General features: G+C 62.9%; 24 protein-coding genes and 1 pseudogene. 16 read left to right on the top strand and 9 right to left on the bottom strand.

Annotated elements, in window-relative coordinates:
- The first annotated feature begins 284 nt into the window (after positions 1 to 284).
- The 6 genes from F6X40_RS20495 to F6X40_RS20470 all read left to right on the top strand — a co-directional run bounded on the left by F6X40_RS20495 (position 285) and on the right by F6X40_RS20470 (position 6,354).
- Positions 285 to 1,064 (top strand): L-iditol 2-dehydrogenase, encoded by a 780-nt coding sequence (locus tag F6X40_RS20495; protein ID WP_184066470.1) that lies wholly within the window; start codon positions 285 to 287, stop codon positions 1,062 to 1,064.
- A gap of 97 nt (positions 1,065 to 1,161) precedes the next feature.
- Positions 1,162 to 2,484: an ABC transporter substrate-binding protein gene (locus tag F6X40_RS20490; protein ID WP_187629013.1), complete on the top strand. Its 1,323-nt coding sequence runs from the start codon at positions 1,162 to 1,164 to the stop codon at positions 2,482 to 2,484.
- A 167-nt stretch (positions 2,485 to 2,651) separates the two neighbouring features.
- A complete protein-coding gene (locus tag F6X40_RS20485) occupies positions 2,652 to 3,587 on the top strand; it encodes a carbohydrate ABC transporter permease (protein WP_090801682.1) in 936 nt (311 codons plus the stop codon).
- Positions 3,584 to 4,459 (top strand): carbohydrate ABC transporter permease, encoded by an 876-nt coding sequence (locus tag F6X40_RS20480; protein ID WP_184006437.1) that lies wholly within the window; start codon positions 3,584 to 3,586, stop codon positions 4,457 to 4,459. The genes F6X40_RS20485 and F6X40_RS20480 overlap by 4 nt, the downstream gene beginning before the upstream one ends.
- Positions 4,456 to 5,157 carry an HAD family hydrolase gene (locus F6X40_RS20475; RefSeq protein WP_187609898.1) on the top strand — a complete coding sequence of 234 codons (702 nt, stop codon included), beginning with the start codon at positions 4,456 to 4,458 and terminating at the stop codon, positions 5,155 to 5,157. Before F6X40_RS20480 ends, F6X40_RS20475 begins: the two co-directional genes overlap by 4 nt.
- A gap of 87 nt (positions 5,158 to 5,244) precedes the next feature.
- The gene (locus F6X40_RS20470) at positions 5,245 to 6,354 is read left to right on the top strand and encodes an ABC transporter ATP-binding protein (protein WP_187629012.1); all 1,110 of its coding nucleotides are present in this window, start codon (positions 5,245 to 5,247) and stop codon (positions 6,352 to 6,354) included.
- 239 nt (positions 6,355 to 6,593) lie between these two features.
- On the opposite strand, the gene F6X40_RS20465 is transcribed toward F6X40_RS20470, so the two are convergent.
- Entirely contained in the window at positions 6,594 to 6,947 is a 354-nt protein-coding gene (locus tag F6X40_RS20465; RefSeq protein ID WP_316251822.1) for a contact-dependent growth inhibition system immunity protein, read from the bottom strand.
- A gap of 439 nt (positions 6,948 to 7,386) precedes the next feature.
- On the opposite strand from F6X40_RS20465, the gene F6X40_RS20460 reads away from it, so the two are divergent.
- The 3 genes and pseudogenes from F6X40_RS20460 to F6X40_RS20450 form a co-directional block, all read left to right on the top strand.
- Positions 7,387 to 8,217 carry an RNase A-like domain-containing protein gene (locus F6X40_RS20460; protein ID WP_187629011.1) on the top strand — a complete coding sequence of 277 codons (831 nt, stop codon included), beginning with the start codon at positions 7,387 to 7,389 and terminating at the stop codon, positions 8,215 to 8,217.
- Positions 8,218 to 8,232: 15 nt separating this feature from the next.
- Positions 8,233 to 8,643 (top strand): hypothetical protein, encoded by a 411-nt coding sequence (locus F6X40_RS20455; RefSeq protein ID WP_187629010.1) that lies wholly within the window; start codon positions 8,233 to 8,235, stop codon positions 8,641 to 8,643.
- 49 nt (positions 8,644 to 8,692) lie between these two features.
- A pseudogene (locus tag F6X40_RS20450) lies at positions 8,693 to 8,899 on the top strand (contact-dependent growth inhibition system immunity protein); the annotation flags it as partial.
- 122 nt (positions 8,900 to 9,021) lie between these two features.
- On the opposite strand, the gene F6X40_RS20445 reads toward F6X40_RS20450, so the two are convergent.
- From F6X40_RS20445 to dalD, 3 genes are all read right to left on the bottom strand, one after another.
- Positions 9,022 to 9,969, bottom strand: coding sequence for a sugar-binding transcriptional regulator (locus tag F6X40_RS20445; protein WP_184066452.1), 948 nt, complete (start codon positions 9,967 to 9,969; stop codon positions 9,022 to 9,024).
- A 77-nt stretch (positions 9,970 to 10,046) separates the two neighbouring features.
- Positions 10,047 to 11,528: a xylulokinase gene (xylB, locus tag F6X40_RS20440; protein ID WP_090801671.1), complete on the bottom strand. Its 1,482-nt coding sequence runs from the start codon at positions 11,526 to 11,528 to the stop codon at positions 10,047 to 10,049.
- A 67-nt stretch (positions 11,529 to 11,595) separates the two neighbouring features.
- The gene (gene dalD / locus F6X40_RS20435) at positions 11,596 to 13,017 is read right to left on the bottom strand and encodes a D-arabinitol 4-dehydrogenase (protein WP_187629009.1); all 1,422 of its coding nucleotides are present in this window, start codon (positions 13,015 to 13,017) and stop codon (positions 11,596 to 11,598) included.
- A 374-nt stretch (positions 13,018 to 13,391) separates the two neighbouring features.
- Between dalD and F6X40_RS20430 the strand changes: the two genes are divergently transcribed.
- From F6X40_RS20430 to F6X40_RS20400, 7 genes are all read left to right on the top strand, one after another.
- On the top strand, positions 13,392 to 14,369 hold the full coding sequence (locus F6X40_RS20430) for an AraC family transcriptional regulator (RefSeq protein ID WP_187629008.1): 978 nt from the start codon (positions 13,392 to 13,394) through the stop codon (positions 14,367 to 14,369).
- 111 nt (positions 14,370 to 14,480) lie between these two features.
- Positions 14,481 to 15,434, top strand: a complete 954-nt coding sequence (locus tag F6X40_RS20425) for a substrate-binding domain-containing protein (protein ID WP_187629007.1) — start codon at positions 14,481 to 14,483, stop codon at positions 15,432 to 15,434.
- A gap of 62 nt (positions 15,435 to 15,496) precedes the next feature.
- On the top strand, positions 15,497 to 17,017 hold the full coding sequence (locus F6X40_RS20420) for a sugar ABC transporter ATP-binding protein (RefSeq protein WP_187629006.1): 1,521 nt from the start codon (positions 15,497 to 15,499) through the stop codon (positions 17,015 to 17,017).
- A complete protein-coding gene (locus tag F6X40_RS20415; RefSeq protein WP_187629005.1) occupies positions 17,004 to 18,011 on the top strand; it encodes an ABC transporter permease in 1,008 nt (335 codons plus the stop codon). The genes F6X40_RS20420 and F6X40_RS20415 overlap by 14 nt, the downstream gene beginning before the upstream one ends.
- Before the next feature lie 40 nt (positions 18,012 to 18,051).
- Positions 18,052 to 19,140: an alcohol dehydrogenase catalytic domain-containing protein gene (locus tag F6X40_RS20410; RefSeq protein ID WP_187629004.1), complete on the top strand. Its 1,089-nt coding sequence runs from the start codon at positions 18,052 to 18,054 to the stop codon at positions 19,138 to 19,140.
- Between the two features lie 31 nt (positions 19,141 to 19,171).
- Positions 19,172 to 20,716 (top strand): FGGY-family carbohydrate kinase, encoded by a 1,545-nt coding sequence (locus tag F6X40_RS20405; protein WP_187629003.1) that lies wholly within the window; start codon positions 19,172 to 19,174, stop codon positions 20,714 to 20,716.
- The gene (locus F6X40_RS20400; RefSeq protein ID WP_187629002.1) at positions 20,713 to 21,450 is read left to right on the top strand and encodes an SDR family oxidoreductase; all 738 of its coding nucleotides are present in this window, start codon (positions 20,713 to 20,715) and stop codon (positions 21,448 to 21,450) included. The genes F6X40_RS20405 and F6X40_RS20400 overlap by 4 nt, the downstream gene beginning before the upstream one ends.
- Positions 21,451 to 21,543: 93 nt before the next feature.
- On the opposite strand, the gene F6X40_RS20395 is transcribed toward F6X40_RS20400, so the two are convergent.
- The 5 genes from F6X40_RS20395 to kynA form a co-directional block, all read right to left on the bottom strand.
- On the bottom strand, positions 21,544 to 21,828 hold the full coding sequence (locus tag F6X40_RS20395; protein ID WP_187629001.1) for a contact-dependent growth inhibition system immunity protein: 285 nt from the start codon (positions 21,826 to 21,828) through the stop codon (positions 21,544 to 21,546).
- Positions 21,829 to 21,906: 78 nt separating this feature from the next.
- A complete protein-coding gene (locus tag F6X40_RS20390; protein WP_187629000.1) occupies positions 21,907 to 22,191 on the bottom strand; it encodes a contact-dependent growth inhibition system immunity protein in 285 nt (94 codons plus the stop codon).
- Positions 22,192 to 22,383: 192 nt separating this feature from the next.
- Positions 22,384 to 22,668, bottom strand: coding sequence for a contact-dependent growth inhibition system immunity protein (locus F6X40_RS20385; RefSeq protein WP_187628999.1), 285 nt, complete (start codon positions 22,666 to 22,668; stop codon positions 22,384 to 22,386).
- 20 nt (positions 22,669 to 22,688) lie between these two features.
- Positions 22,689 to 23,519, bottom strand: a complete 831-nt coding sequence (locus F6X40_RS20380; RefSeq protein WP_187628998.1) for an RNase A-like domain-containing protein — start codon at positions 23,517 to 23,519, stop codon at positions 22,689 to 22,691.
- 194 nt (positions 23,520 to 23,713) lie between these two features.
- A complete protein-coding gene (gene kynA, locus F6X40_RS20375; RefSeq protein ID WP_187628997.1) occupies positions 23,714 to 24,640 on the bottom strand; it encodes a tryptophan 2,3-dioxygenase in 927 nt (308 codons plus the stop codon).
- Positions 24,641 to 24,648: the final 8 nt, after the last annotated feature.

Raw genomic sequence — 24,648 nt, 5'->3', positions numbered from 1 at the left:
CTGACATGGCGGCCCCGAGCGGGCTGCAAGGTCGAAATGATATAACGTAGCGCGATTTTTTGTCAGCGGCGCGAATCTTCGCACGGCGGCACGCAGCGAACGCGTCGTGGCGACCCGTGGCGCAATCGGCTCGCTCCTGCCGCGCTGCACCATCGAAATTCGTCCGCGTGCCTTGACATGATCCGGTCCGTATCCGATCATTCGATCACTAGCCGAGCAATTGTTCGCGTGATGCGCGTTCGCTCACCGCGCGCCAAAATGTAAAAACGAAGCGGAGACAGGCAGTGGCACGATTGCAGGACAAAGTCGCCATTCTGACGGGCGCGGCCAGCGGTATCGGTGAAGCGGTAGCCCGGCGCTATCTCGACGAGGGCGCGCGCTGCGTGCTGGTCGACGTGAAGCCGACCGACAGCCTCGGCGGCGCGCTGCGCGGCATCTACGGCGAGCGCGTGTTGAGCGTCAGCGCCGACGTCCGGCGCCGCGAGGACATCGAGCGCATCGTCACGAGCACGCTCGGCTGCTTCGGCCAGATCGACATCCTGTTCAACAATGCGGCGCTCTTCGACATGCGCCCGCTCCTCGACGAATCCTGGGACGTGTTCGACCGCCTGTTCGCGGTCAACGTGAAGGGCATGTTCTTCCTGATGCAGGCGGTCGCGCGGCAGATGGTCGAGCAGGGCCGCGGCGGCAAGATCATCAACATGTCGTCGCAGGCCGGGCGGCGCGGCGAGGCGCTCGTGTCGCACTACTGCGCGACCAAGGCGGCGGTGTTGAGCTATACGCAGTCCGCGGCGCTCGCGCTCGCGCCGCATAAGATCAATGTGAACGGCATCGCGCCGGGCGTCGTCGACACGCCGATGTGGAACGAGGTCGACGCGCTGTTCGCGCGCTACGAGAACCGGCCGCTCGGCGAGAAGAAGCGCCTCGTCGGCGAGGCCGTGCCGCTCGGCCGCATGGGCGTGCCCGACGACCTGACCGGCGCCGCGCTGTTCCTCGCGTCGGCCGATGCCGACTACATCACCGCGCAGACGCTGAACGTCGACGGCGGTAACTGGATGAGCTGAATAAAGAGCAGGGAGCGGGCACGTTGACTGCTCCGAGCGGCGCGTCATTCCGTCAAACGAACGCAGCATCACATAACGTACGAGAAAGGAGACAACGATGAAACCAGCTTTCAAATTCGCGCTGAAGGCGGCCGGTGCCGGCGCGGCCACCTGCTTCGCGCTGAGCGCATCGGCGGCGACGGTGACGATCGCGACGCTGAACAATCCGGACATGATCGAGTTGAAGAAGCTGTCGCCCGCGTTCGAAAAAGCGAATCCGGACATCAAGCTGAACTGGGTGATCCTCGAGGAAAACGTGCTGCGTCAGCGCGCGACGACCGACATCACGACCGGCAGCGGCCAGTTCGACGTAATGACGATCGGCGCGTATGAAACCCCGCAATGGGGCAAGCGCGGCTGGCTCGCGCCGATCACCAACCTGCCGGCGAGCTATGACCTCAACGACGTCGTGAAGACGGCCCGCGACGGTCTGTCCGCGAACGGCCAGCTGTACGCGCTGCCGTTCTACGTCGAAAGCTCGATGACCTATTACCGCAAGGATCTGTTCGACAAGGCCGGCCTGAAGATGCCCGACCAGCCGACCTACGACCAGATCGGCCAATTCGCCGACAAGCTCACCGACAAGTCCAAGGAGCAATACGGCATCTGCCTGCGCGGCAAGGCGGGCTGGGGCGAGAACATGGCGTACGCCACGACGGTCGTGAACACCTTCGGCGGCCGCTGGTTCGACGAGAAGTGGCACGCGCAGCTGACGTCGCCGGAATGGAAGAAGGCGATAACGTTCTACGTCGATCTGCTGAGGAAGGACGGCCCTCCGGGAGCGAGCTCGAACGGCTTCAACGAAAACCTGACGCTGATGTCGTCGGGCAAGTGCGCGATGTGGATCGACGCGACGGTCGCGGCCGGCATGCTGTACAACAAGCAGCAGTCGCAGATCGCCGACAAGGTCGGCTTCGCCGCCGCGCCGATCGAGGTCACGCCGAAGGGCTCGCATTGGCTGTGGGCCTGGGCGCTCGCGATTCCGAAGTCGTCGAAGCAGCAAGATGCGGCGAAGAAGTTCATCGAGTGGGCGACCTCGAAGGAGTACATTGAAATGGTCGCGAAGGATGAGGGCTGGGCCTCGGTGCCGCCGGGCACGCGCGAGTCCACCTACGCGCGCCCCGAGTACAAGCAGGCCGCGCCGTTCGGCGACTTCGTGCTAAAGGCGATCCAGACCGCCGACCCGGATCATCCGACCTTGAAGCCGGTCCCGTACACGGGTGTGCAGTTCGTCGGAATTCCCGAATTCCAGTCGTTCGGCACGGTGGTCGGGCAGAGCATCTCCGGCGCGATCGCCGGTCAGATGACGGTCGACCAGGCACTCGAGGCCGGCAACGCGGCCGCGAATCGCGCGGTCAAGCAGGCGGGTTATCAGAAGTAACCCGGCAGGCCGCCGCATCGACCGATGCGGCTCATGCAGCAGGGCGGCCGTTCGTCTGCGCCCGATGCGATGCGGCGCGTGTCGTGCGCCATTCAGGCACGGCACGCCGCGTCGCACATACGCGGCTCCGGCGAACGCTCCGCGCATTACCGAACAGGTGGTCCATCATGCGTCCTTTGCGCCTACCTCTGATGCAAACCCATCCCCAGACAGAAAAAGAACGCGAGGAGCGTAAGGCCAATTCGGCCCGCTGGCTCGTGGCGCCGTCGGTCGGCGTGCTCGTGCTGTGGATGGTCATTCCGCTCGCGATGACGATCTGGTTCTCGTTCTCGCACTACAACCTGCTCAATCCCGATCTGCGCGGCTTCGCAGGTCTCGACAACTACCGCTATCTCGCGACCGATCCGTCGTTCGGTCCGTCGATCGCGCATACGATCGAGCTGATCGTGTGGGTGCTCGTGATCACCGTGGGCGGCGGCGTGCTGATGGCGATCCTGTTCGACCGCAAGTTCTACGGGCAGGGCGTGGCACGCCTGCTCGCGATCGGCCCGTTCTTCGTGATGCCGACGGTCAGCGCGCTGATCTGGAAGAACATGATCCTGCACCCGGTGTACGGCCTCGTCGCGCAGGGCATGCGGGCACTCGGCATGCAGCCGATCGACTGGTTCGCCGACTATCCGCTGACCGCGGTGATCATGATCGTCGCGTGGCAGTGGCTGCCGTTCGCGTTCCTGATCCTGTTCACGTCGATCCAGTCGCTCGACCAGGAGCAGAAGGAAGCCGCGAAGATCGACGGCGCCGGTCCGTTCTCGATGTTCTTCTACATCACGCTGCCGCACCTGCGACGTGCGATCGCGGTCGTCGTGATGATGGAGACGATTTTCCTGCTGTCGATCTTCGCCGAGATCTATACGACCACGGGCGGCGGTCCGGGCAACGCGACCACCACCTTGTCGTACCTGATCTTCGCGCTGGGCCTGCAACAGTTCGACGTCGGTCTCGCCTCGGCGGGCGGTATTCTCGCGGTCGTGCTGGCCAACATCGTGTCGATCTTCCTCGTGCGGATGCTCGCGAAGAACCTGAAAGGGGAGTACGAAAAATGAGCCACGTTGCCTCCACTACGGCATCGACGACGCAGCCGGTCGCGGTGCCGACCAAATCGCCGTTCGACACGATTCGTCGCGGCATTCCCGGCGTGATCGCGTGGCTCGTCGCGCTGCTGCTGTTCTTCCCGATCTTCTGGATGACGATCACCGCGTTCAAGACCGAGCAGCAGGCCTATGCGTCGTCGCTGTTTTTCGTGCCGACGCTCGACAGCTTCCGCGAGGTGTTCGCGCGTAGCAACTACTTCGCGTTCGCGTGGAACTCGATACTGATCTCGGTCGGCGTCACACTGCTGTGCCTGATCCTCGCGGTGCCGTGCGCGTACGCGATGGCGTTTTTCCCGACGCGCCGCACGCAGAAAGTGCTGCTGTGGATGCTGTCGACGAAGATGATGCCGTCGGTCGGCGTGCTGGTGCCGATCTATCTGCTGTGGAAAAACAGCGGCCTTCTGGATACCGTGTCGGGCCTGATCATCGTCTACACGCTGATCAATCTGCCGATCGCGGTCTGGATGGCGTTCACGTACTTCGCCGAGATTCCGCGCGACATTCTCGAAGCCGGGCGCATCGACGGCGCGGCGACGTGGCAGGAGATCGTCTATCTGCTGATGCCGATGGCGCTGCCCGGGCTCGCGTCGACCGCGCTGTTGCTCGTGATCCTGTCGTGGAACGAGGCGTTCTGGAGCATCAACCTGTCGAGCTCGAACGCGGCGCCGCTGACCGTGTTCATTGCGTCGTATTCGAGTCCTGAAGGGTTGTTCTGGGCCAAGTTGTCGGCCGCTTCGTTGCTGGCGGTCGCGCCGATCCTGATCGTCGGCTGGCTGTCGCAGAAGCAGTTGGTGCGCGGGCTCACGTTCGGGGCCGTCAAATGACGGCTGGCCCGGGCATCGTGCGCTATGCGTTGATCTGCGATTGCGACGGCGTGCTGATCGACAGCGAAGCGGTGGCCGCGCGCATGCTGGTGCGCGAACTCGAGGCGCGCTGGCCCGGCATCGACGCCGCGCCGGTCGTGCTGCCGCTGCTCGGGCTGCGCATCGAGCGCGTGTTGCAGGACACCGCGACTCAGCTCGGCAAACAGCTCGGCGCCGACGATATCGATGCGATCCGCCGCGCGGTCGAAGCGGCGGCGATCGAGGCGCCCGCCGTCGACGGCATCGAGATGGCGCTGACCCAGGTGCCGCTCGTCAAAGGCTGCGCGAGCAATAGCTTCCGGCCCTACGTCGAGACGGTGCTGGCGCGCACGGGCCTGAAGCGTTTCTTCGGCGAGCGGCTGTTCTGCGCCGATGCGGTGCCGAATCCGAAGCCCGCGCCGGACGTGTATCTGGCGGCGGCGCAAGGCTTCGGGCTCGCGCCGGGTGCGTGCCTCGTCGTCGAGGACAGCGTGACCGGCGTCACGGCGGCGGCCACGGCGGGCATGGCGGTGCTGGGGTTTATCGGCGGCGGTCATGCGAGCGATGCGCAGATCGATCGATTGCACGCGGCGGGCGCGCGTCATGTGTTCGAGGACATGCGGCAGTTGCCCGACCTCGTCGCGCAATGGACGCTCTCGGCGACGGCCGCGGCGCCATGAGCGCACGAATGCACGCGACACGACACGGCATCAGGTAGCAGCATGAAGTAACGGGCAGCATCGAACGGCATTACACGGAGACACATCATGGCAAGCGTAACCTTGCGCAACATCAGAAAGGCCTACGACGACAACGAAGTGATGCGCGACATCAATCTCGACATCGCCGATGGCGAGTTCGTCGTGTTCGTCGGGCCGAGCGGTTGCGGCAAATCGACCCTGATGCGGATGATCGCGGGCCTCGAGGACATCACGGGCGGCGATCTGAACATCGACGCCGTGCGCATGAACGACGTGCCGCCGGCCAAGCGCGGCATCGCGATGGTGTTCCAGTCGTACGCGCTGTATCCGCACATGACGCTGTACGACAACATGGCGTTCGGCCTGAAGCTTGCCGGCGCGAAGAAGCCGGAGATCGACTCAGCCGTGCGCAACGCGGCGAAGATCCTGCACATCGACCATCTGCTCGATCGCAAGCCGAAGCAGCTGTCGGGCGGGCAGCGTCAGCGCGTCGCGATCGGCCGCGCGATCACGCGCAAGCCGAAGGTGTTTCTGTTCGACGAGCCGCTGTCGAATCTCGACGCCGCGCTGCGCGTGAAGATGCGCCTCGAGTTCGCACGCCTGCACGACGAGCTGAAGACGACGATGATCTACGTGACGCACGACCAGGTCGAGGCGATGACTTTGGCCGACAAGATCGTCGTGTTGTCGGCGGGCAATCTGGAGCAGGTCGGCAGTCCGACGATGCTGTATCACGCGCCGGCGAACCGCTTCGTCGCCGGCTTCATCGGCTCGCCGAAGATGAACTTCATGGAAGGCGTCGTGCAGTCGGTGTCGCATGACGGCGTCTCGGTGCGTTACGAGACCGGCGAGACGCAGCGCGTGTTGGTCGAGCCGGGCGCGGCCAAGCAGGGCGACAAGGTGACGGTCGGCATCCGCCCCGAGCATCTGCACGTCAGCACGACCGAGGATGGTATCGAGGCACGCACGATGACGGTCGAATCGCTCGGCGATGCCGCGTATCTGTACGCGGAGTCGAGCGTCGCGCCCGATGGTTTGATCGCGCGGATTCCGCCGCTCGAACGGCATGCGAAGGGCAATACGCAGAAGCTGGGCGCGACGCCCGAGCATTGCCATCTGTTCGACAGCGAAGGTAAGGCGTTCCAGCGCAAGATCGTCGAGGTGCTGGCGGCTTGATCGCGCGATGACGCATTGCAGGAGCAGGCGGCGCACGCGCCGTCCGTTGCGGGCAAGGTTTGCGCTTTCAGGATGGCGGGCGGCGAGCCCGCACGCGCGTTGGCGCGCCTTGGCGGTGCGTGAGGCGCACGCAAAGCGCTGTCGCTAGAGGGCGTTAGGCGCTTTGGGTTGCCAGCTGAAATGAAAGCGCGGAAAACCTGCCGGACGGCGGGGAGCCCTCCGGTGCGAGGAAAGCGAGGTTACTCGCTCATGAGACGCTTAAGCTCGTTAAGAAACGACTCGGTGGTATGTCCCCACAGCGTCGGATCAAAACCCGATCCATAGTTCGTTTCAAACGCAGAATCCAGATCGGTCGAGTGCTCATCCATGAACGAATTAATTTCATGAATCAGGTTTGAATATGTGTTGGGACTGTCCTTCTTGTAACAAACCACGATTTCAGCAATGGTTTCACCAAACAGGTCAAAATCCTGACCAAAATACACATGAAATATGCGGCACATCGCCGGGTAGCGTTCGGGCGACATCGTTTTCCCTCCAGTCCTGACCAGTCCAGCCTTGCCGCAGGCCCGCAGCTGCGGAGTCGAAGCCATGTGCCCAGAGCACTGATCGACTGGCGGGATATTACGGCCACGAGTTGCGGAGCACTCAGTACAACCTCCACTCCTGCGGCACTATCGGCACCGGGCATAGTGAAACGCCCGGATGTTTTTATGGGACTCCGATGCTGCTTTGCTGACCGCCTCTCAAGATTCGGATAACTCCGAATTTTCCGTAGCCCGATGCGCGGTGCTGTTCTGCATCAAGCAGAAATAGCCGCAGCATTACGCTCGCCGTGACTGTTTCGTCATAACGGAGCGACAGAAATTGCGCGCGTCGCGCGGTCTGACTGTCGATCAGCGATAGCAGCTGCCGCGACCCGGTATTGGCTGCCGAACAGCGCCTTCTTCTCCGAATCATCCTTCGCCCATAGCGGGACCATGCATCCACCGGTTAACGTGGGAGTCCGAAAGGAATGGAGAGGACTTTTGCATGTCACAGGTGAATGAGTCAGACGGCGTCCGCGTCGTACTGAGCGCCCCGCAAATGGCGGCCGTTCTGGTTCGTCAGTCGATTAGCCAGACTGAGATGCTTTCGAACCGTTTATGGGGCGGTTTGCAGGTTGTCGGCGGAGTATTGGAAATGGTCGGCGCGGGTGCGTTATGCGTGCTGCCAGAGCCGACGATGGCAAGCAAGGCCGGGTGCATTGTGTTTGGCGTGCATGGCTCGGATACCGCAGCAGCAGGTCTGCGACAGGTTTGGACCGGGCGAGATTCCTCCACGCTGATCCAACGCGGTACGGCGAAGCTGGCCGAAACTATGAAGGCCAGCCCCGACATGGCCAACAATATCGGCCTGTCGCTCGATATCGCAGTGTCGGCAGGCGTGGCGGGATCGATCAAGGCGGTGCGGGCGTCCGAGATCACATTGGGCCGGATCAACTTGATGATGCACGAAGCGAAGGCGGGCAGCGGGATTGGCGGGCACACGCTGCTGAAACATGTGGGGCGCACTGAGACACAATTGTCAGAGAGATTGTTGAAGGAACCGTGGCGAGATCGGGTCTCGTCATTTGCGAATATTGCTGCGGCGGAATGGGCCATCTCGGAGACGATGCAGGCGAACGCCATTGCGATAAAGTCGTGGGTTGCTTCACCATCACGAGATTTGGCTTTAAAGAAAGATGTCGGGAAAAATGTTGGCTACACCTTGTTCAAAAAATCAGAAAACTTGATAAGTTCGAGCAAGGTCACTGTTATTCTTCGACATCAGGCATACAATGGAATGCCATACTATATTCTCACCGCTTATCTGGATGCCTAATTTAGGGAAGTGAAAATGAGTTTAATCGCGGATATCCTCGCGGCGAGAGGCCCAACGATGGTTAGAATTTCCAATGTACTGGACTATTCGAATGACCTGTCCCTGGTACTGTCCAAATTCGGCCTGACTCAAAATGAGGCGATGCTTGTGCGCCATGATAGAGCCGGGGCCATTGCTATTCTCACGAACCTGCTATGGAAAGGGCAGGCTTATGATTGTGAATGCATGGGCAGGAGTAAAGCGGAAGAGCTTGCTGAAAAAATAATTTCTGAAAATGAATCAAAAGAAAGTAGGTATTTTTCAAACAAGGAATCACCATCATCGGATTCGTGGAATGGTCTTACGGGCTCGACCTTTGACTCAGGTATTGTTATAAGTAGTGGGGATGGGCGATATTTCTGTATCTGGCTTGAAGATGAAGATTAATTTGACGTCTTCAGTTAAGTCATGAAACTAGTCAACTTATCCAGAGCTTGGTCATTTCTTCGGAGCCTACCTCAATCAGGATTACGACCTTTCAGGAGACACACTCGCGGAGGTCGTTGAATGCTACAAACAGGGGACGCCTGTGGACGCGCATGAAAGGATGCTGTCCGAGATAGAGCGATTCAAGGGCGAACATCCAGACCTGGACGAGGCATTTGAGGAGGCTTACGGCCAAGATTGTTCGCCAGACCTGTGAGGTCACACGACCGCCTCGCTTCTTATGGAGTTGAAGCAGATCCCGAGCGAGTAAGACTCTCGGCTACGCCAACTTACGGCGCGTCTACACCAATCGCGCCCGCTTCTTCTGCGGGCACCGTTTCACGCCTCCAACGCCGCCCGCGCGCACACCTCGTCGGTAACGAGCCCCGACAACCATCCCCCCTTGAGCACCGCGATCAGCGCCTCGCGCTTGCGCTGCCCGCCCGCGAAGCCGATGGTCGGCCGGCGCGGCGGCGTGTCGAGCGCGATGCTCGTCACGCGTCGGCCAGTCGGCGATTCGACGTGCGCGCCGGCCGCATCGATCGGCAGGCCGAGCATTTCGGCGACCGCGCCGTTGTGCATCAACTCGTTCACCTCGCCTTCCGTGATGAAGCCGTCCTCGTGCAACGGACAGGTCATCCCAATGTTGCCGATGCCGACGAACGCGACATCGGCCTGCGCCGACAGCGATTCGACGATCCGGTACAGACGGTGATTGCACCACTGCGCGCGCTCGGCCTCGCTGTCGGCGAGCAGCGGCGCGGGCAGCAGAAAATGCTTGCCCCCGGTCTTTTCGGAAATGTGCAGCGCGACGTCGTAGCGGTTCGAGGAGCCGTCCTGCGCGATCGCGCCGACCATCGATACCAGCCGATGCTGCGGACGGTCTAGCTGCGCGATCTGATCGACCGCGGCCTTCAGCGTGCGGCCGCTGCTGACCGCGACGACCATCGGCTTTTCCTCGCTCAGATAGCGCTCCATCACCTGCGCGCCGGCCACCGCGAGCTTACGGTCGACTTCCTCGGAGGTATCGCCGTCGATCGGCACGATCTCGCACATGCTGAGGCCATAGCGCTTCGACAGCTGATCGGCGAGCGACAGGCAATCAGCGAGCTTGTGATCGACCCGCACGCGGATCAGGTTCTTTTCGACCGCGAACGCGACGAGCCGCTGCGCGACCGGCCGCGATACCTGCAACTTCTCGGCGATTTCGTTCTGGGTATTGCCCGCGACGTAATAAAGCCACGCGGCGCGTGTGGCGAGATCGAGTTTTTCTGTGGACCTGGGCACGATGAGGTTTCGGTTGAAGTGCGCCGATGATAGCGGCCGGCGGCGCGTCTGTCGCGCGGGCCGGCCGCGGTTGACGCTCAGGCGAGCGGTGCGCGCGCGGGATCGAACAGCGGCCGTACGTGGCGATACAGCGCGCGATACGCTTCGAGCCGCGTGCGCAATTGCGCGTGGCGGCGCGGATTCGGCGTGAACTCCTTTTCGACAGGCGGCTTGGTCAGCACGGTGGCCGGCTCGCCACCGGCGGCGAGCCAGCCGAGACGCGCCGCGCCGAGCGCCGCGCCGGTTTCGCCGCCGCCGTGCTTGACGGTGACGGTGTCGAGCGCATCGGCGAGCAACTGGGCCCAGTAGTCGCTGCGTGCGCCGCCGCCGAGCAGCGACAACACCTTCGCCTCGGTGCCGGCCGCGCGCAGCGCGTCGAGGCCGTCGGTCAGCGCGAGCGTCACGCCTTCGAGCACCGCGTAGCCGAGCAGCGCGCGGTCGGTTGCGTGAGTCATGCCGAAGAATACGCCTTGCGCATAGGGGTCGTTGTGCGGCGTGCGCTCGCCCGACAGATACGGCAAAAAGAGCGGCGCGGTGGTCAAGGCCTCGGCGGGCAGCGCCTCGATTTCGGCGAGCAGCGTCGGCTCGTCGGTCGACGTCAGCTTGCAGACCCAGCGCAAACAGCTCGCCGCCGACAGCACCACGCTCATCTGATGCCAGCGGTCCGGGATCGCATGACAGAACGCGTGCACGGCGGAGGCCGGGTTCGGGCGGAAGCTGTCGCCGACCACGCACAGCACGCCCGAGGTGCCCAACGACACGAAGCCGTCGCCCGGTTGCGTCGCGCCGATGCCGATCGCGCTGGTCGCGTTGTCGCCGCCGCCGGCCGCGACGATCACGTCGTCGCGCAGGCCGAATTCGCGCGCGAGTTCCGGCAGCAGCGTGCCGGCCGGCGCGCTGCCTTCGCGCAGCGCCGGCATCTGCGCGCGCGTCATGTTGCAGGCAGCGAGTAGCGAATCGGACCAATCGCGTTTCGCGACGTCGAGCCACAATGTGCCGGCCGCGTCCGATGGATCGGACACCTTGCCGCCCGTCAGTTGCAGGCGCAGATAGTCTTTCGGCAGCAGCACGCAGGCAGTCCTCGCGAAAATCTCCGGCTCGTGACGCGCGACCCACAGCAGCTTCGGCGCCGTGAAACCGGGCATCGCCAGATTGCCGGCGACGCTGTGCAGTTCCGGCGCGCGCTCGGTCAGCTCCGCGCACTCCTTGTCACTGCGCATGTCGTTCCACAGGATCGCGGGCCGCAGCACGCGGTTTTCCGCGTCGAGCAGCACCGCGCCGTGCATCTGCCCCGACAGGCCGATGCCGCGAATCTGCGCGAATTCGTCGGGATGACGCGCGCGCAACGCGGCGAGCGCCGTGCGCGTGCCGGCCCACCAGTCTTCGGGATTCTGCTCGGCCCAGCGCTGGTGCGGACGCGAAACGGTGAACGGCGAGCCTGCGGTGCCGATCACGCGGCCGTCCGAGGCGAGCAGCAGAACTTTCACTTCGGACGTGCCGAGGTCGATGCCTAGGTACATGGGAGCGAAACCTTCGTCGTTGGGGATGCGCTACTTTAGCGGTTCATCGCGCGCGCTGTCATGCGCATTAAGCCTGGCTAGTCGCGCCGCGTTCGGCGAGCCATGCGTCGACCCGCGCGAGCGCGCCCGCGAGCGCCGCTTCGAGCTCGGGCGTCTGCGCCATGCCGCCCCACAGCAGCCGGTCGGCCGCGAACGCGCGCAGCGGATCGGGCGCCGTGAAAAAGGCGTGCGCGACGCGCGCTTCCATCACGCCGTCCTGATACGCGTAGGGCAGCTTGCCCGTGTGCCAGCGTTCCAGAAAGCGGAAGAACAACGCGGGCAGCATCGCGCTCGCCGCCGGCGTGACGCCGCGCTCGAAGCATTCGGCGAGTGTCGGCGCGATGAAGCCGGGCAACTTCGAGAAGCCATCGGCGGCGACGCGCTGGTTCGTGTCGAGGATATGCGGGTTGCTGAAGCGCTCGAGCACGACGTCGCGATAGCGTTCGAGATCGAGCGGACTCGGTGTCAGACACGGGATCACGTCCTCGGTCACGTAGTCGTACGCGAACTGGCGGATGTCGGCGTCGAGCGTGCCTTCGTGGATGTAGTTCAGGCCGACCAGCGTGCCCGCCCACGCGATGCAGCTATGCGTCGCGTTGAGAATGCGGATCTTCGCTTCCTCGTACGGCAGCACCGAATCGACGAGTTCCGCGCCGACCTTCTCCCAGGCCGGCCGTCCCGCGATGAAGCGGTCTTCGATCACCCACTGGATGAACGCCTCGCCCATCACCGGACTCGCGTCGTCGACGCCGGTCGCGGCCTTCACGCGCTCGCGCACGTCGGGCGTCGGACGCGGCGTGATGCGATCGACCATCGAACACGGGCATGACGTGTTGTCGTCGAACCATTGCGCGAGTTCGTTCGCGCCGCGTCGTTCGAGAAACTCGCTCATGCCCGCATGAAAGCGCTCGCCGTTGCTGCGCAGGTTGTCGCAGGTCTGCAGCGTGACGGGTCCCGCGCCGCGCTTCGCGCGCGCGTCGAGAATCGCCGCGAGCGCGCCGTAGATCGTCGTGTGGCCGCCGGCGAGGTCGGCGGCGAGATCGGCATTCGCGGTGTCGAGCCGGTCGTGTTCGTCGAGGTAATAGCCGCCTTCGGTCACGGTGAACGCGATGATCTTGCAAGCCGGATCGGCGCCCGCTTCGATCAGTCCGTCGAGGCTTTCGCTCCACGGCAGCACGCGCTCGATCGAGCGGATCGTCTCGTAGGCGCGCTCGCCTTGCGGCGTGACGGTTTCGAGCGTGTAGACGCCGTTCTGCGCGGCGAGCGCTTCGAGCACCGGGTTCATGTCGCCGCGGATATTGCCCACGCTCAGCGACCAGCGCGGCTCGCCGGCCGTGCCCGCTTCGTTCAGCCGGTGCAGATACCACGCCTGATGCGCGCGATGAAACGATCCCGCGCCGATGTGCAGGATCACGTGTGCGGCCGCGCCGCTGCCTTGCCCGCTGTTCATGTTGTGTCTCCAAAAACTTGTCCGCGGCGCTCGCGGCGCGCGTTCTGTGCGTGCAGAGCATTTGCTCTGTATGTGAGCGAATGATCGTACCCGGAGAAACGAAAGTCAAGGCAAGGGGGCGGGCTTTTGATGGCGCAGCGCGGCATGGGCGATGCGCCGGCGGGAGCGACGAGCGCGGCGAGAAAACGAATCGCACCACTCATATTGCATTGCATCAAATTTGACCGCGCACGCGTCGGGGCTAATCCGAATACAAAAAAGTATCGGTCCGCGGTTTCTTTTAAAGTGGTCGCCAACGCGTTTGGCGGTTACTTTTCGCTTTACAAGATCAAGATCGGCGGCGCCTCCCGCGCGCCGCTTCATGGAGGCAGACAGTGCAACCTGATCTCGAAATCGTGGCCGTACGCCACGACGAATCGTTCAAAGTGTGGTCGCATGGCTATCCGTATCGCACGGTGCGCTGGCACTTTCATCCGGAGTACGAAATCCATCTGATCGTCGCGACGACCGGCAAGATGTTCGTCGGCGATCACATCGGCAGCTTCGCGCCCGGCAACCTCGTGCTGATGGGGCCGAACCTGCCGCACAACTGGGTCAGCGACGTGCCCGAAGGCGAGAGCGTCGCGCAGCGCAATCTGGTCGTGCAATTCGGCCAGGAGTTCGTATCGAACTGTCTCGAGAGTTTTCCGGAGTGGCGTCAGGTCGAGGCGCTGCTCGCCGATGCGCGTCGCGGCCTGTCGTTCGGTCTGGAGACATCCGCGCAGATCAAGCCGCTCTTTCTCGAACTGCTCGCGGCGCGCGGGCTGCGCCGGCTCGTGCTGTTCATGTCGATGCTCGAGATCCTGATCAACGCGCCGGATCGCGATACGCTCGCGAGTCCCGCTTATCAGGCCGATCCGACCAGCTTCGCGGCGACCCGCATCAATCACGTGCTCGCGTATATCGGCAAGAACTTCGCGAACGAGTTGCGCGAGTCGGAGCTTGCGCAACTCGCCGGCCAGAGCGTCAGCGCGTTTTCGCGTTATTTCCGCCGCCATACCGGGCTGCCGTTCGTGCAGTACGTGAACCGCATGCGCATCAATCTCGCGTGCCAGTTGCTGACCGACGGCGAACTGAGCGTGACCGACATCTGCTTCAAGGCGGGCTTCAACAACCTGTCGAATTTCAACCGGCAGTTTCTAGCGATGAAGGGCATGGCGCCGTCGACGTTTCGCCGTTATCAGCAACTGAACGATGCGAGCCGCGATGCTTCCGAGCAAGCGGCCGCGCATGGCAGGGGCATCGACAACGCGCCGGCGATCGTGCTCGCGCCGGGCTTGTCGCGTAGCGGCGTCGCGTACCCGGTCACGTAGTGCCCATCCGGTAGTTCACAGCTTTATTCCACTCGCGTTTCAACACGCATCGATCGCGCTGTGCGCCCACAGCGCGAGGGGGCGTGCTCACTTCAAAAAATGGAGACAACCATGAAGCCGTCTACTCTTTCGCTCAACCCTTCGATGATGTTCGCGCGCCGTGTCGCCGCGCTCGCGTTCGGTTTGTCGCTAGTCGCTGTGTCGGCAGCGCAGACCGCGCAGGCCGCGCCGCTCAAAATCGGCATGACGTTCCAGGAACTGAACAACCCGTACTTCGTGACGATGCAGAAAGCGCTGAACGACGCGGCCGCGTCGACCGGCGCGACGGTCGTCGTCACCGACGCGCATCACGACGTCAGCAAGCAGGTCAGCGACGTCGAAGACATGCTGCAAAAGAAGATCGACATCCTGCTCGTCAATCCGACCGACTCGACCGGCATCCAGTCGGCGGTCACGTCGGCGAAGAAGGCGGGCGTCGTCGTGGTCGCGGTCGATGCGAACGCGAACGGTCCGGTCGATTCGTTCGTCGGCTCGAAGAACTACGACGCGGGCGTGATGGCGTGCGAGTACCTCGCGAAGTCGATCGGCGGCAGCGGCGAAGTGGCGATTCTCGACGGCATTCCGGTCGTGCCGATTCTCGAACGCGTGCGCGGCTGCAAGGCGGCGCTCGCGAAGTCGCCGGGCGTGAAGCTCGTCGATACGCAGAACGGCAAGCAGGAACGCGCGACCGCATTGTCCGTCACCGAGAACATGATCCAGGCGCATCCGAATCTGAAGGGCGTGTTCAGCGTGAACGACGGCGGCTCGATGGGCGCGCTGTCGGCGATCGAATCGTCGGGCAAGGACATCAAGCTGACGAGCGTCGACGGCGCACCGGAAGCGATCGCCGCGATCCAGAAACCGAATTCGAAATTCGTCGAGACGTCCGCGCAATTCCCGGCCGACCAGGTGCGCATCGCGCTCGGCATCGCGCTCGCGAAGAAGTGGGGCGCCAATGTGCCGAAAGCGATTCCGGTCGACGTGAAGATGATCGACAAGAGCAACGCCAAGGGCTTCAGCTGGTAACGCAAGCGCAGGCTGCCGCGCGTGCGGATCATGCGCGGCGGCGCGCGGCACAGGAACATGCGATGGACACGATTCTGAAGCTCGACAACATCAGCAAGAGCTTTCCCGGCGTGAAGGCGCTGCAAGGCATTCACCTCGAGATCGCGCGCGGCGAGATTCACGCGCTGCTCGGCGAGAACGGCGCGGGCAAGTCGACGCTGATGAAGATTCTATGCGGTATCTACCAGCCGGACGAAGGCACGATCACGCTCGACGGCGAGCAACGCCACTTCGCGAACTATCACGACGCGGTGGCCGCGGGCGTCGCTATCGTGTTTCAGGAGTTCAGCCTGATTCCGTATCTGAACGCGGTGGAGAACATGTTTCTCGGCCGTGAATTGCGCAATCGCTTCGGTCTGCTCGAACGCGGCAGCATGCGGCGCGCGGCGGCGCGGATTTTTGAGCGGCTTGGCGTAGCGATCGATCTGTCGGTGGCGATCCGGGAACTGTCGGTAGCGCAGCAGCAGTTCGTCGAAATCGGCAAGGCGTTGTCGCTCGATGCGCGCGTGCTGATTCTCGACGAACCGACCGCGACGCTGACGCCCGCCGAGGCCGCGCATTTGTTCACGATCATGCGCGAGCTGAAGCAGCAGGGCGTCGCGATGATCTTCATCTCGCACCACCTCGAAGAGATTTTCGAGGTGTGCGACCGCATCACGGTGCTGCGCGACGGCCAGTACGTCGGCACGGCCGAGGTCGCGCAATCCGACGTGAGCCGGCTCGTGCAGATGATGGTGGGACGCCGCATCGAAAGCAGTTTTCCGCCGAAGCCGACGCCGCGCGCCGGCGCGAAGGTCGTGCTCGACGTCGCGCGCTTGCAGCTGTTCAAAGACAGCCCCGAGCTGAGCTTCACGCTGCGCGAGGGCGAGATTCTCGGCTTCGCGGGACTCGTCGGTTCGGGGCGCACCGAGACCGCGCTCGCGGTGATCGGCGCGGACCGTGCGTACGCGAAGGAAATTCGCGTCAACGGCGCGGCCGCGAAGCTCGCCGACCCGGCCGATGCGCTGCGCGCGGGCGTCGGCATTCTGCCCGAGAGCCGCAAGACCGAAGGGCTCATTACCGAGTTCTCGATCAAGCAGAACATCTCGATCAACAACCTCGGCAAGTACCGGTCGCTACGTTTCTTCATCGACCAACGTAGCGAAGCGCGCGCGACCGCCGACATCATGAAGCGGGTCGGCGTGAAGGCCCCAACCATGCACACCGAAGTCGCGACGCTGTCGGGCGGCAATCAGCAGAAGGTCGTGATCGCGCGCTGGCTCAATCACCACACCAACATCCTGATCTTCGACGAACCGACACGCGGCATCGACGTCGGCGCGAAGGCCGAAATCTATCTGCTGATGCGCGAACTGACCGCGCGCGGCTACTCGATCATCATGATCTCGTCCGAGTTGCCGGAGATCGTCGGCATGTGCGACCGCGTCGCCGTATTCCGGCAGGGCCGCATCGAAGCGCTGCTCGAAGGCGACGCGATCGAATCGAATGCCGTGATGACCTATGCGACCGCCGGTTCGGCTGGAGCCTCTCATGAACATGCCTAATCCTTTCTCTTCGCCGAAAACATCGAGTGTCAACCGCGACACGCCGGGCGCGCCGGTGCGCTTCACGTGGGCCGCGCTGAAACGCTCGACACTGTTCTATCCGTTCATCGGCCTGCTGGTCGTCTGCATCGTGATGGTGTTCGCGAGCGACAGCTTTCTGTCGGCCGCGAACATCGAGAACGTGCTGCGCCAGGTGTCGATCAACGCGATCATCGCGGTCGGCATGACCTGCGTGATCCTGACGGGCGGCATCGATCTGTCGGTCGGCTCGGTGATGGCGCTTTCGGGCACGCTGTCGGCCGGGCTGATGGTCGCCGGCATGAATGGGGTGGCCGCGCTTGCGGTCGGCCTCGCGGTCGGTCTCGGCTTCGGCGCGGCCAACGGCTTTTTCGTCGCGTTCGCCGGCATGCCGCCGATCATCGTCACACTCGCGACGATGGGTATCGCGCGCGGCCTCGCACTGATCTACACGGGCGGCTACCCGATCGACGGTCTGCCCGACTGGGTCAGCTTCTTCGGCAGCGGCAAGATTCTCGGCGTCCAGGCGCCGGTCGTGATCATGGCGGTGATCTATCTGATCGCGTGGGTGCTGCTCGAACGGATGCCGTTTGGCCGCTATGTGTATGCGATCGGCGGTAACGAGCAGGCGACGCGATTGTCCGGCGTGCGTGTGGCGCGCGTGAAGCTGGTCGTCTACACGATCGCGGGTTTGACGTCCGCGTTCGCCGCGATCGTGCTGACCGCGCGCCTGATGAGCGGCCAGCCGAACGCGGGCGTCGGTTTCGAACTCGACGCGATCGCCGCCGTCGTGATGGGCGGTACGTCGATCTCCGGTGGGCGCGGCTCGATCATCGGCACGCTGATCGGCGCGCTGTTACTCGGCGTCCTGAATAACGGCCTGAACATGGTCGGCGTGAATCCGTACGTGCAGAACGTGATCAAGGGCGGAATCATTCTGCTCGCGATCTATATCAGCCGCGAGCGCAGAAAGTAACGCTCGCTTCCCCACATCCCTCTTTTCGCAGGATCATGCAATGACGACTCAATCCGACCAGCGGAACATGACCGCCATCGTCTGTCATGCACCGAAAGACTATCGCGTCGAGCAGGTTCAGAAACCACGCGCGCGCGCGCACGAACTCGTGATCCGCATCGCCGCGTGCGGCATCTGCGCGAGCGACTGCAAATGCCATTCGGGCGCGAAGATGTTCTGGGGCGGCCCGAGCCCATGGGTCAAGGCGCCGGTGATTCCGGGCCACGAGTTCTTCGGCTATGTCGAGGAACTGGGCGAAGGCGCGGCCGAGCATTTCGGCGTGCAGAAGGGCGAGCGCGTGATCGCCGAGCAGATCGTGCCGTGCGGCAAGTGCCGCTATTGCAAGTCCGGCCAGTACTGGATGTGCGAAGTGCACAACATCTTCGGCTTTCAGCGCGAGGTGGCGGACGGCGGCATGGCCGAGTACATGCGCATTCCGCCGACCGCGATCATCCACAAGATTCCCGACGGCATCTCGCTCGAAGACGCCGCGATCATCGAGCCGCTCGCGTGTGCGATTCACACGGTCAATCGCGGCGATCTGCAACTCGACGACGTGGTCGTGATCGCGGGCGCGGGGCCGCTCGGTCTGATGATGACGCAGGTCGCGCATCTGAAGACGCCGAAGCAGCTCGTCGTGATCGATCTGGTCGAAGAACGGCTCGCACTCGCGCGCGAATATGGCGCGGACGTGACGATCAATCCTCGGAAGGACGACGCGCTCGCGATCATCCGTTCACTGACGGACGGCTACGGTTGCGACGTCTATATCGAAACGACGGGTGCGCCGATTGGGGTGAATCAGGGGATGGACCTGATCCGCAAGCTCGGGCGCTTCGTCGAATTCTCGGTGTTCGGCGCGGATACGACGCTCGACTGGTCGGTGATCGGCGATCGCAAGGAACTCGACGTGCGCGGCGCGCATCTCGGGCCCTATTGCTATCCGATCGCAATCGATCTGCTCGCGCGCGGACTCGTTACGTCGAAGGGCATCGTCACGCACGGCTTTTCGTTGGAAGAATGGGACGAAGCGATCAGGATCGCGAACTCGCTCGATTCGATCAAGGTGCTGATGAAGCCGCGCGCGTGAATCTGGGGCGCGGCGTTTCAACGGAGACTCTATGAACTACGTCATCGGCGTCGATATCGGCACGCAGAGCACGAAGGCGCTGCTGGTCGACGAGCACGGCGCGATCGTCGCGCAGCATGCGTCGAGCTATCAGCCCGATACGCCGAAGCCATTGTGGGCCGAGCAGTGGCCCGCGGTGTGGCTGAAGGCCGTGGTCGAATGCGTGGCCGCGTGCGTCGGCGAGGCGAAGGCGGCCGGCATCGCGCCGGGCGCGATCAAGGCGCTGTGCGTGAGTAGCCTGTACGGCGGCTCGGGCATTGCGGTCGACAACGACATGCGGCCGCTCGCGCCGTGCCTGATCTGGATGGACCGGCGCGCGACCGCGCAGGTCGACTGGGTGCGCGAGAACGTCGATCTCGAACGGCTCTATACGATCACCGGCAACGGGGTGGACAGCTACTACGGTTATACGAAGATGCTGTGGCTGCGCGAGAACGAGCCGGACGTGTGGGCGCATACGCGCTATTTTTTGCCGCCGAACGCATACGTGATCTACATGCTGACCGGCGAGGTCGCCGTCGATCACAGCTCGGCCGGCAATATCGGCGGCGTCTACGATATCGCGCGGCGCGACTGGTCGGACGAAGCGCTCGACATGCTCGGCATTCCCGCGACGATGATGCCGGAGCGGCTGGTCGAATCGTCGGAGGTGGTGGGCGGGCTGTTGTCGCAATGGACCGCGCAGCTCGGGCTCGACGCGGGCACCGCGATCGTCGCGGGTGGCGTCGATGCGGCGATGGCGACGTTCGCGGCCGGCGTCACGCGCGCGGGGCAGCACGTCGCGATGATCGGCACCAGCATGTGCTGGGGTTACATCAATCAGCGTGTCGACGCACGGCACGGTTTGATCAGCATGCCGCACGTTTTCAACGGGCAGCACGACATCTACGTATTCGGCGGTGCGATTACCGCGGGCGCGTCGGTCACCTGGTATCGCGAGCAGTTCTGTCACGCGGAGATCGAGGCCGCGCGCGCGACACCGCATGGCGATCCGCATCGGCTACTCGAAGAGAGCGCCGCGCAAGTGCCGGCCGGCGCCGACGGCGTGCTGTTCCTGCCGTATCTGATGGGCGAGCGCAGCCCGGTGTGGGATGCGAAAGCGAGCGGCGCGTTCGTCGGGCTGTCGCTGTTTCATACGCGCGCGCATCTGTATCGCGCGGTGCTCGAAGGCGTGTCGTTCGCGCTGAAGCACAACATCGAGGCGGGGCGCAAAGGCGCGCAATCGCTCGACGACAAGCTGATCGTGGTCGGCGGCGCCGCGCATTCGGACCTGTGGATGCAGATCATCGCCGACGTCACCGGCTATCCGGTCTACACGATTGAGCAGGACGTCGAAGCCGCGATGGGCGCCGCGCTGCTCGCCGCGCTCGGCGTCGGCCTCGTGTCGCGCGAAGCGGCGCAAGGCGGCTGGGTCACGCTGATCGAGCGCGCGCAGCCCGACGCACGGCGCATGGCGCTATACAAAGGGCGCTTCGGCGTGTACACGGACCTCTATCCGGCGTTGAAGCCGGTCATGCATCGCTTGCAATCATCATGAACGCTACTTTCGATTTTTCCGGCCGCTCGATTCTGGTGACGGGCGCCTCCAGCGGCATCGGCCGCGCGACGGTCGAGGCGCTGTGCGCGAGCGGCGCGTCGGTCGTCGCGGCCGCGCGCAACGTGAACGAGCTCGCGCGGCTCGCCGAGGAAACCGGCTCCGAGCCGTTGAGGCTCGACATCAGCGACGAAGCCGCGATCGACGAAGCAATGGCCTCGCTCGAACCGTTCGACGGTCTGGTGAATTGCGCGGGCATCGCGTTGCTCGAACGCGCGGTGGAAACGACGGCCGCAAGCTTCGATCGCGTGATGGCGGTGAATGCGCGCGGGGCGGTGCTGGTCGCGAAGCACGTCGCGCGTGGCATGCTCGACGCGGGGCGCGCGGGCAGCATCGTCAACGTGTCGAGCCAGGCCGCGCTCGTCGCCCTCGACGATCATCTGAGCTATTCGGCGTCGAAGGCCGCGCTCGATGCGATCACGCGCGCGTTGTGCATCGAGCTGGGGCCGCACGGAATTCGCGTGAACAGCGTGAACCCGACGGTCACGCTGACGCCGATGGCGGTGCTGGCGTGGAGCGATCCTGTCAAACGCGATCCCGCTTTGCAGGCGATTCCGCTCAGGCGCTTTGCCGAATCGGCGGAAGTCGCCGCGCCGATTCTGTTTCTGTTGAGCGACGCGGCGTCGATGATTAGCGGGGTGTGTTTGCCGATCGATGGTGGTTATACGGCGCGCTAGCGGGTGTCAGGCACTGCCGGTTGCCGGGTGAAATGGAAGTACGCGGAGGCCCTACCCGATGGTGTGGGGCCGTCCGGTGGGAGGAAGTGCGTGCTACTCACTCAGAAGAAGACGCTTAAGTTTGTCGAGAAAAGCCTCAGTGGTCTGCTCCCACGCCGTCGGATCGCACTGGTAGCCAAATTCCTCCTCGAAGGCCGCGTCAAGATTTCCAGCATGATCGCTCTTGAACCGGTCTATGTCGGCCACCGTCGCGTTGATCATGTCTGGCGTGCATCCGCTTGCACAAGCCCGGACCAACTCTTCAATTGTGTTTCCCCAGTAGTCGAAATCTTCATTGAAGTAGCCAAGGATCAATTGATCCAGATTGTCGTATCTCATATATCGATATTCACTCGAAATCAGTTCACGGAAGCCCTACTAACTGACGGGGGGCCGTCCGGTGCGAGGAAAATCAGGCTACTCGCTCAGGAGAAGACGCCTAAGTTTGTCGAGAAAAGCCTCAGTGGACTGCTCCCACGCCGTCGGATCGCACTGGTAGCCAAAATTCTCCTCAAAGGCAGCGTCAAGATTTTCAGCATGGTCGCTCTTGAATCGGTCTATCTCGGCCACCGTCGCGTTAATCTCTTCCGGTGTGCATTCGCATGTAAAAGACAAAACCACTTCCTCAATTGTGTTTCCGAACAAGTCGAAATCTTCATGGAAGCGGCCACAAATCAATTGATACAAATTTTCGTATCTCATAGATCGCTGTCCATGCGGAATCAACGCTGAGCGACGCGTCGTCGATGTTCAGCGGCGTGTGTCTGCCGATCGACGGAGGCTGCACCGTGCGCTAGCGGGGGGGGGCGGGCACTGTCGGTTGCCAGGTGAAATGAAGGTAGACGGAAACCATATCAGACGGCATAGGGACGTCTGGTGGGAAGAAGCACAGGCTTACTCACTTAGAAGGAGACGCTTAAGCTCGTCAAGAAAAGACTCGGTGGTGTGACCCCACAGCGTCGGATCGAACTGCCTGCCGAATTCCTCCTCGAACGCAGCGTCCAGATTTCCAGCGTGATCTCTCTTGAACCGGTCTATGTCGTCCACCTTCGCGTTAATCATTTCTGGCGTGCATCTGCTTACACAAGCGCGAACCAACGCTTCAATTGTGTCTCCCCAGTAGTCGGAATCTTCATTGAAGTAGACTCCGATCAATTGATCTAGATTGTCGTAGCTCATGTATCGGTATTCATTCGAAATCAGTCACTGAGCATGGCTGTGAGAATGTAGTACGGCATCCCGTTATACGTTTCGTATTTCAAGACAACCCATACTTTACTGCTATCCACCAACGTGTCGGTCTTTCTGACCAGTGCGTAACCCACTTTTCTTCCGACGTCCTTCTTCAGCCTAAGAGGCTCCCTCGGTGCTTTTGTCCATGCGTTAATCAGCAAGGCATTTGCGCGCATCGTTTCCGATATAGCCCACTCCGCCTCCTCGAGATTTACGAAAGACGATACTACGCGTTTTGTCGGCTCCAGCCTGAGTCTTTCCCGCAACTGCGCTTCAGTCCGACCGACATGTTTCAAAAGCGTATGTCCGCCAATCGAGCTGCCCGCCTTCGCCTCATGCATGTCCAGCTTGATCCGGCCCATCGTGACGCGCGCAGCGCGTGCCGCCCTGATCGAGCCGGCAAAGCCGAATGGCACGGCGATATCGAGCGACAGGCCGATATTGTTCGCCATGTCAGGGCTCGCCTTCATCGCTTCAGCGAGTTTCGTCGTGCCCTGCTGGGTCAGCGTGGCCGTGTCCTGACCAGTCCAGACCTGCCGCAAGCCAGCCGCCGCCGAGTCGGAGCCATGTACTCCGAACACGACACAGCCGGCTTTGCTCGCCATCGTCGGTTCCGGCAAAACGCACAGCGCACCCGCACCAACCATTTCCAGCACGCCGCCGATGACCTGTAACCCGCCCCAAAGCCGGTTGGAAAGCGTCTCCGTCTGGCTGATCGACTGGCGGGATAGCACTGCCGCGAGTTGCGGAGCACTTAGTACAACCTTCACTCCTTCGGTGTTATCGGCACCGGGCATATCGAACCCTCTGATGTTTTTATGGGGTTCCGATGCTGCCGTGCGGACGGTCTCTCAAGATTCGGACGACTCCGAATTTTCCGTAGCCCGATGCACGAGGCCTGTTCTGCATCACTGCAAGTAGTGATGGCTTGCTCTTTGTTCCCCGCCAGGATGCCAGGTTTGCCCGGGAAGTGCCTTACACGCGCTAACCGTTACAGCATCGTCCGCACGTGCCACAGCTCGGGAAACAGCACCACGTCGAGCATCTTGCGCAGATACTGCGCGCCGCTCGTGCCGCCGGTGCCCTGCTTGAAGCCGATGATGCGCTCGACCGTCGTCACGTGGCGGAAGCGCCACTGGCGAAACGCATCCTCCAGATCGACGAGTTCCTCGGCCATCTCGTACAGATCCCAATACTCGGACGGATTGCGATACACCTCGAGCCACGCCGCTTCGACCGATGAATCATGTTCGGTCGGCTTCGTCCAGTCGCGTTCGAGCCGCGCGGGCGAAATCCTGAAGCCGCGGCGCGCGAGCAGCCTCACCACTTCGTCGTAGAACGACGGCGCTTCGAGTGATGCCTTCACTTGCGCGTACACGTCGGCGCGATGCTCGTGCGGCTTCAGCATCTGCTCGTTCTTGTTACCGAGCAGGAATTCGATCTGCCGGTACTGATACGACTGAAAGCCCGACGAACTGCCGAGGTACGGCCGCATCGCCGTGTATTCGGACGGCGTCATTGTCGCGAGCACGCTCCACGCCTGCACCAGCTGCTCCATGATTCGCGACACGCGCGCAAGCATCTTGAACGCGGGCGGCAGGTCGTCGCGATGCACGGCCGCGAGCGCCGCGCGCAGTTCGTACAGCGCGAGCTTCATCCATAGCTCGCTCGTCTGATGCTGGATGATGAACAGCATCTCGTTGTGATCCGGCGACAACGGATGCTGCGCGTCCAGCACCGTGCCGAGCGACAGATAATCGCCGTAGCTCATCGACTCCGAGAAGTCGAGCTGCGCGTCGTGCCAGCCGCTGTCGGCCGCGCTCGCAGACGGCGCCGACGCCGTCCGTCCGTGCCCGAACGGGCAGCCTTGTGCCGCCGGTTCTTCTGGCAAGCCCGGCGTGTGCATGTGATCGGTCATTCTGTCGT

Source organism: Paraburkholderia sp. UCT31, from assembly GCF_014397655.1.
Classification (GTDB): domain Bacteria; phylum Pseudomonadota; class Gammaproteobacteria; order Burkholderiales; family Burkholderiaceae; genus Paraburkholderia; species Paraburkholderia tuberum.
This window is presented reverse-complemented; position numbering and strand designations above follow the sequence as displayed.

Bases quoted from the DNA above. Each gene is read 5' to 3' on its own strand.
- F6X40_RS20490 (WP_187629013.1), top strand. From the start codon at position 1,162: ATGAAACCAGCTTTCAAATTCGCGCTGAAGGCGGCCGGTGCCGGCGCG.
- F6X40_RS20485 (WP_090801682.1), top strand. From the start codon at position 2,652: ATGCGTCCTTTGCGCCTACCTCTGATGCAAACCCATCCCCAGACAGAA.
- F6X40_RS20480 (WP_184006437.1), top strand. From the start codon at position 3,584: ATGAGCCACGTTGCCTCCACTACGGCATCGACGACGCAGCCGGTCGCG.
- F6X40_RS20475 (WP_187609898.1), top strand. From the start codon at position 4,456: ATGACGGCTGGCCCGGGCATCGTGCGCTATGCGTTGATCTGCGATTGC.
- F6X40_RS20470 (WP_187629012.1), top strand. From the start codon at position 5,245: ATGGCAAGCGTAACCTTGCGCAACATCAGAAAGGCCTACGACGACAAC.
- F6X40_RS20465 (WP_316251822.1), bottom strand. From the start codon at position 6,947: ATGGCTTCGACTCCGCAGCTGCGGGCCTGCGGCAAGGCTGGACTGGTC.
- F6X40_RS20460 (WP_187629011.1), top strand. From the start codon at position 7,387: ATGTCACAGGTGAATGAGTCAGACGGCGTCCGCGTCGTACTGAGCGCC.
- F6X40_RS20455 (WP_187629010.1), top strand. From the start codon at position 8,233: ATGAGTTTAATCGCGGATATCCTCGCGGCGAGAGGCCCAACGATGGTT.
- xylB (WP_090801671.1), bottom strand. From the start codon at position 11,528: ATGTACCTAGGCATCGACCTCGGCACGTCCGAAGTGAAAGTTCTGCTG.
- dalD (WP_187629009.1), bottom strand. From the start codon at position 13,017: ATGAACAGCGGGCAAGGCAGCGGCGCGGCCGCACACGTGATCCTGCAC.
- F6X40_RS20425 (WP_187629007.1), top strand. From the start codon at position 14,481: ATGAAGCCGTCTACTCTTTCGCTCAACCCTTCGATGATGTTCGCGCGC.
- F6X40_RS20420 (WP_187629006.1), top strand. From the start codon at position 15,497: ATGGACACGATTCTGAAGCTCGACAACATCAGCAAGAGCTTTCCCGGC.
- F6X40_RS20415 (WP_187629005.1), top strand. From the start codon at position 17,004: ATGAACATGCCTAATCCTTTCTCTTCGCCGAAAACATCGAGTGTCAAC.
- F6X40_RS20410 (WP_187629004.1), top strand. From the start codon at position 18,052: ATGACGACTCAATCCGACCAGCGGAACATGACCGCCATCGTCTGTCAT.
- F6X40_RS20405 (WP_187629003.1), top strand. From the start codon at position 19,172: ATGAACTACGTCATCGGCGTCGATATCGGCACGCAGAGCACGAAGGCG.
- F6X40_RS20400 (WP_187629002.1), top strand. From the start codon at position 20,713: ATGAACGCTACTTTCGATTTTTCCGGCCGCTCGATTCTGGTGACGGGC.
- F6X40_RS20395 (WP_187629001.1), bottom strand. From the start codon at position 21,828: ATGAGATACGACAATCTGGATCAATTGATCCTTGGCTACTTCAATGAA.
- F6X40_RS20390 (WP_187629000.1), bottom strand. From the start codon at position 22,191: ATGAGATACGAAAATTTGTATCAATTGATTTGTGGCCGCTTCCATGAA.
- F6X40_RS20385 (WP_187628999.1), bottom strand. From the start codon at position 22,668: ATGAGCTACGACAATCTAGATCAATTGATCGGAGTCTACTTCAATGAA.
- F6X40_RS20380 (WP_187628998.1), bottom strand. From the start codon at position 23,519: ATGCCCGGTGCCGATAACACCGAAGGAGTGAAGGTTGTACTAAGTGCT.
- kynA (WP_187628997.1), bottom strand. From the start codon at position 24,640: ATGACCGATCACATGCACACGCCGGGCTTGCCAGAAGAACCGGCGGCA.